At 67.0% G+C, this 5717-nt stretch carries 6 protein-coding genes; 3 read left to right on the plus strand and 3 right to left on the minus strand.

Annotated elements, in window-relative coordinates:
* A partial coding sequence (locus tag ACLP4W_RS30450) for a PE domain-containing protein (RefSeq protein ID WP_442391367.1) occupies window positions 1-657 on the minus strand: 657 nt, incomplete at its 3' end.
* Window positions 658-799: 142 nt separating this feature from the next.
* Window positions 800-1696 (minus strand): alpha/beta hydrolase, encoded by an 897-nt coding sequence (locus ACLP4W_RS30455; protein ID WP_442391369.1) that lies wholly within the window; start codon window positions 1694-1696, stop codon window positions 800-802.
* A 109-nt stretch (window positions 1697-1805) separates the two neighbouring features.
* Here ACLP4W_RS30455 and ACLP4W_RS30460 point away from each other — a divergent pair, with 109 nt between their 5' ends.
* The 3 genes from ACLP4W_RS30460 to ACLP4W_RS30470 are packed head-to-tail and all read left to right on the plus strand — an operon-like array spanning window position 1806 to window position 5047.
* Window positions 1806-2906 carry an NAD(P)H-dependent amine dehydrogenase family protein gene (locus ACLP4W_RS30460; protein ID WP_442391371.1) on the plus strand — a complete coding sequence of 367 codons (1101 nt, stop codon included), beginning with the start codon at window positions 1806-1808 and terminating at the stop codon, window positions 2904-2906.
* 27 nt (window positions 2907-2933) lie between these two features.
* Window positions 2934-3674 (plus strand): glucose 1-dehydrogenase, encoded by a 741-nt coding sequence (locus tag ACLP4W_RS30465; RefSeq protein ID WP_442391373.1) that lies wholly within the window; start codon window positions 2934-2936, stop codon window positions 3672-3674.
* Between the two features lie 23 nt (window positions 3675-3697).
* On the plus strand, window positions 3698-5047 hold the full coding sequence (locus ACLP4W_RS30470; RefSeq protein ID WP_442391375.1) for an FAD-binding oxidoreductase: 1350 nt from the start codon (window positions 3698-3700) through the stop codon (window positions 5045-5047).
* Between the two features lie 163 nt (window positions 5048-5210).
* Here ACLP4W_RS30470 and ACLP4W_RS30475 read toward each other — a convergent pair.
* The coding region (locus tag ACLP4W_RS30475) for a TetR/AcrR family transcriptional regulator (protein WP_442391377.1) at window positions 5211-5717 on the minus strand (507 nt) is incomplete at its 5' end.

Genomic DNA, 5717 nt, shown 5'->3' on the forward strand with positions numbered 1-5717 from the left:
CCCGCCGGTACCTACGAGCGCGTTGTTCAGCAGACCCACGCCCTGAGCGACCGACTGGCCGAACGTCAAATTGCCGAGCAGAGGGGTGACCGGCCAGAACTGCTCGGGCGTGAACAGGCCTTGCACGTTGGGCGAAGGGAAGTGGGGATTGGGCTGGATGTAGGAGGTGTAAATGTTGCCCAGGTAGATGGGGTCGGGGCCCGGGTTATTGGTGCCGCCCATGATCAACGCGTACAAGGGGTCCCCGGCGGCCAACTTCACGATCGAAGTCAGCGCGCCCGTGCTGCCGGAGGCACCGCCGGCGATCGGCGCCTGTCCCAACAGCGTCCGCAGCGGTGCACCCAGCTCGTTCGAGATACCGGACGCAAGGGCCGCGTTGCCGGCCTCGGCTTGCGCATAGGTGCTCGCCGCGGCCGCCAACGCCTCGGTGAATTCGCTGTGAAACATTGCGGCTTGCGCGACGACCGCTTGGTATTGCCGGCCGTATGCGCCGAACAGATTCGCGATGGCCGCCGACACCTCATCCTCGGCCGCCGCCAATACCCCGGTTGTCGGGCCCGCCGCGTTCGCGCCGGCCGCGCGAAGCGCCGAGCCGATGTTTTCCACATCGGCGGCCGTTGACGCCAACATCTCGGGGGCAGTGATCAAATACGACATCTCGCCGTCCTTCCCACCGACCGGGACCCCTTCTCCGGTCAAACGGGACTTACCCGCAACCGTGGGTATGAGGTATTGAGAGAGTAAGGCCGTCCCGCCGGGAAGTCCGGCATTTCGCGCAAGTCGCAGAAGCTTGCTTCGGCTACGCGTCGGGGTTTTTCAAGTGCCTATCGAGAAAAGCGAGCTGGTCGGCGACGGCGCGTTCGAACGCGTCGTCGACATAGATCGCGAAATGCCCCTCGGGATACAACCTGACCTCACCGCGCGGAGCCTTGGCCGCATAGCGCAGCGTGGGGGCCGCGGGAGCCACCGAGTCGGATTCGCACACGCAGAACAAGATTGGGCAGGTGATCTTCGCGGTCATGCGGCCCGGACGGTAGGTGATGAGCTTCATCGCCAACCGGGCTGCGACCTCGTTCGGCACCGCCTGGCCCTCGGGTACCAGCCGCATGAAGCCCGGGTAGACGTCGGGCGCGTTCATCAATGCGACCTCACCCGGCTTGCCCGCCGCGGGGACCATCACCGGCGGTTTCCCCAACCGGGACGCGATCATGTCTCGGGCGGCCCGGACACCGACACGCAGGAAGATCAACAGGCTCAGCGTGCGCGCGGAAGCCACGCCGTCGGTAAACGGGCATTGGGCTACGGCGGCGGCGATGCCCGGTAGCCGGGCCGCCGTGGCGATCACGTGTCCGCCCCCAAAAGACGTACCCCACAATCCGATTCGGTTGTGGTCTATGCCGTCAAGGGTGCGGGCGAAGGCCAGCGCGGCGGCCCAGTCGGCGAGCTGCATCCCGATGTCGAGCAGCTGACGCGGACGGCCCTCGCTGTCGCCGAAGTTGCGATAGTCGAACACCAGGCAGGCATAGCCGGCCGCGCTGAATCGTTCGGCGTAGGCGCCCAACCGCATGGTGCGCACCCCGCCCAGGCCGTGCGCCATCACCAGCAGCGGCGCGGGGCCGATGCTCGCCGGCCGGTAAAGCCATGCGCTGATCCGGTCGTCGCCGGAGGCGAATTGGACATCCTCACGTTGTGCCATAGGCATTTCCATTCTGCCTGCCCGGATTGAACGCGGGCGAGGTAGGCGCGTCGAAAATTGTGGACTAGTGTCTAGAAAAGTTTTCAGGGTTTAAGGGACGGAGACTCTCATGGCGATCCGCGTCGCGCACGTCGGTACCGGAAATGTCGGAGGGCTGGCCCTGGCCGAACTGATCACCAATCCGCAGTTCGAACTCACAGGCGTGTGCGTGTCCACGCCCGAGAAGGTGGGCAAGGACGCAGGGGAGCTGTGCGGGGTGGGCTTGGACGCCCCGACCGTCACCGGCGTCAAGGCCGTCAGCGACCTCGACGCCGTCATCGCAACCCGGCCCGAATGCGTCGTCTACTGCGCCATGGGCGACACCCGGCTGCCCGACGCGATGGCCGACGTCATGCGCATCCTGGCCGCCGGCATCAACGTCGTCGGGTCGTCGCCGGGGCTGCTGCAATACCCCTGGGGTGTCATGCCCGACAAGTACATCGCCCGCGTGGAAGACGCCGCCCGGCAAGGTGATTCGAGCATCTTCATCAACGGCGTCGATCCCGGATTCATCAATGACCTGATTCCGTTCGCGCTCGCCGGGACCTGCCAGCGCATCGAGCAGGTGCGCTGCATGGAGATCGCCGATTACGCGAGCTACGACGGCGCAGAGGTGATGCACTACATGGGGTTCGGCCGGCCCCTCGACGAAATTCCGATGCTGCTGCAGCCGGGAGTGCTCAGCATCGCCTGGGGGACGGCGATCCGTCAGCTGGCGGCCGGCCTGGGCATCGAGGTCGACGAGATCGCCGAGTCGTATCAGCGCGAGCCGGCGCCGGAGGACTTCGACATCGCGGTGGGGCGAGTGGCCAAGGGCACCCTGGCCGTGCTGCAGTTCGAGATCCGCGGCATGGTCGGTGGCCGCCCCGCCATCGTCATCGAGCACATCACCCGGTTGCGGCCCGACCTGCGGCCCGACCTGCCTCAGCCTGCCGCGGGCGGCGGCTCGTACCGCGTCGAGATCACCGGCGAGCCGTCCTACGCCGTGAATATCGTTCCGAGCAGCCGCAAGGGCGACCACAACCACGCCGCGATCGCGGGAGCCGCCGGCCGCATCGTCAACGCCATCCCGGCGGTGATCGCGGCGCCGCCCGGCATCAGGACCACCCTCGACCTGCCGCTGGTCACCGGCAAATGCCTGTACGCGCCAAGCGAACTCGTGGCCAGCTAGGCCCATACCAATCGAAGGGAGTCCTACATGGGACGGGTAGCCGGAAAAGTTGCGCTCATCAGTGGTGGCGCCCGCGGGATGGGCGCCGCACACGCGCGCCTGCTCGCGGAGGAAGGCGCGAAAGTGGTGATCGGCGACATCCTGGACGACGAGGGCAAAGCGCTGGCCGATGAAATTGGTGATGCGGCGCGCTACGTCCACCTCGACGTCACCCAACCCGACCAGTGGGACGCCGCCGTCGCGACCGCGACCGGCGAGTTCGGCAAGCTCAACGTGCTGGTCAACAACGCCGGCATCGTGGCGCTCGGGCAACTGAAGAATTTCGATCTGGGCAAGTGGCAGAAGGTGATTGACGTCAACCTGACCGGCACGTTCCTGGGCATGCGGGTGGCCGTCGAGCCGATGACCGCGGCCGGGGGCGGCTCGATCATCAACGTGTCGTCGATCGAAGGGCTGCGCGGCGCGCCGGCGGTGCACCCGTACGTCGCGTCCAAGTGGGGAGTGCGCGGCCTGGCCAAGTCGGCGGCTTTGGAGTTGGCGCCGTTGAACATCCGGGTGAATTCGATTCACCCCGGCTTCATCCGTACCCCGATGACCGCCAAGCTGCCGGAAGACATGGTCACCATCCCCCTGGGCCGCCCGGGCGAGGCGAGAGAAGTCGCGATGTTTGTGCTGTTCCTCGCCAGCGACGAATCGTCCTACGCCACCGGCAGTGAGTTCGTCATGGACGGCGGACTGGTGACGGACGTGCCGCACAAAGAGTTCTAGGAGTTTCAGCTATAACCGCGAGCATGCTGCCCAGCCTGGTGACCCTGAAGAGCATCGTCGGATCCAATCACGTCAGCACCGACCCCGACGTGCTGGCCGGTCGCAGCGTCGACCACACCGGCCGCTACCGGGGACGGGCCAGCGCGCTGGTGCGGCCGGGGTCCGCCGAGGAGGTCGCCGAGGTGTTGCGGTTATGCCGCGACGCCGGGGCGAACGTGACGGTGCAGGGCGGTCGCACCTCGCTAGTGGCCGGCACGGTTCCCGAGCACGACGATGTGCTGCTGTCCACCGAACGGCTGTGCGCCCTCGGCGATGTCGACACCGTCGAGCGCCGCATCGGGGTCGGTGCCGGGGCCGCGCTGGCCGCGGTGCAGCGCGCGGCGAGCGAGGCGGGCCTGGTGTTCGGTGTGGACCTGTCTGCCCGGGACACCGCGACCGTCGGCGGCATGGCCTCGACGAACGCCGGCGGCCTGCGCACCGTTCGGTACGGCAACATGGGCGAGCAAGTTGTCGGCTTGCAGGTGGCGCTGCCCGACGGCTCGCTGATGCGCCGGCACAGCTTGGTGCGCAGCGACAACACCGGTTACGACCTGCCGGCCCTGTTCGTCGGCGCCGAAGGCACTCTCGGTGTCATCACCGCGCTGGACCTGCGGCTACACCCGACGCCGTCGCATCGGGTAACGGCGGTCTGCGGGTTTGCCGACCTGGAGGCGCTGGTCGATGCCGGCCGGATCTTTCGCGATGTGGACGGGATCGCCGCGCTGGAGCTGATCGACGCCCGGGCTGCCGCGCTGACTGCCGAGCATCTCGGGGTGGGCGCACCGGTCGAGGGGGACTGGCTGCTGCTGGTGGAGCTGGCCGCCGACCACGACCAGACCGATCGGCTCGCCGAGCTACTCGACGGCGCAGCGATGTGCGGCGATCCCGCGGTCGGCGTGGATGTCGCTGCGCAGCAACGGTTGTGGCGGGTGCGCGAATCCCTCGCCGAGGTGCTTGGCGTGTACGGGCCGCCGCTGAAGTTCGACGTGTCGTTGCCCTTGTCGGCGATCGGCGGGTTCGCCCGCGACGCGGTCGCTTTGATCCACGCGCAGGTGCCCGAGGCGCTGCCGTTGTTGTTCGGCCACATCGGCGAGGGCAACCTGCACCTCAACGTCCTGCGCTGCCCGCTCGAGCGGGAGCGGGCGCTCTACGAGCCGATGATGGATCTCATCGCGCGGTGCGGGGGCAACGTCAGCTCCGAGCATGGCGTGGGCAGCCGCAAGCGGCCCTATCTCGGTATGTCACGGGAGCCCGCCGACATCGCGGCAATGCGGGCGGTCAAGGCGGCTTTGGACCCTACCGGTTACCTCAATGCCGCGGTGTTGTTCGACTGAGGCGATCGACGGTACCAGTAATCCCATGAGCCACGTGAGTACCGTGAGCCGGCCATGAGGCGATTTCCATTTGCGCTATCACCGGCGATATCACAAATGAAACTCACCTATTGGTCGGTCGCGCAACGGCTTGCGCTTACCGGATGTGACCGAGGCGACTCCGTCAGGCACCCTTGATTCCGACGGCGTGCCGCAACTGGGCCAGGAACTGATCGGCGTCGTCGCTTCGGACTATGTAGTGCGATATCGCGATCCTGATCACCGTCGCCGCTTTCACGGCGGCATTCGGTCCGGGCAGGTGCCGTTGCAGGCCGTCGCGCATCTGCGGGATGACGCGGGAAAACTGGGCGATGGTGTGCTCGGGCTCGACATCGACCATGCGCACACCCGAGTAGGAATGCTGGTACTCGACGATGAATCGCAACACGGCGTCGAGCTTGTCGATCCCCTTCAACCCGGCGGTCGCCTTGATCAGGCCGCTTTCGAAGATCTGTCGCTCGTAGCTCGAAAACGCCGAGAGCAACTCCTCTTTGGAGGCGAACCAGCGGTAGAGCGTGGGGCGCGATACTCCGGCCTGGGCAGCGACCTCGGACAGGCTGAGCTTGGTCTTGCCGTTTCGGCCGAGCACCTCGGCGGTGGCCGCGAGGATCCGCTGACGCGTCGAGGTGTC

Origin of the sequence: Mycobacterium sp. (genome assembly GCF_052145595.1) — a bacterium.
GTDB lineage: Bacteria > Actinomycetota > Actinomycetes > Mycobacteriales > Mycobacteriaceae > Mycobacterium.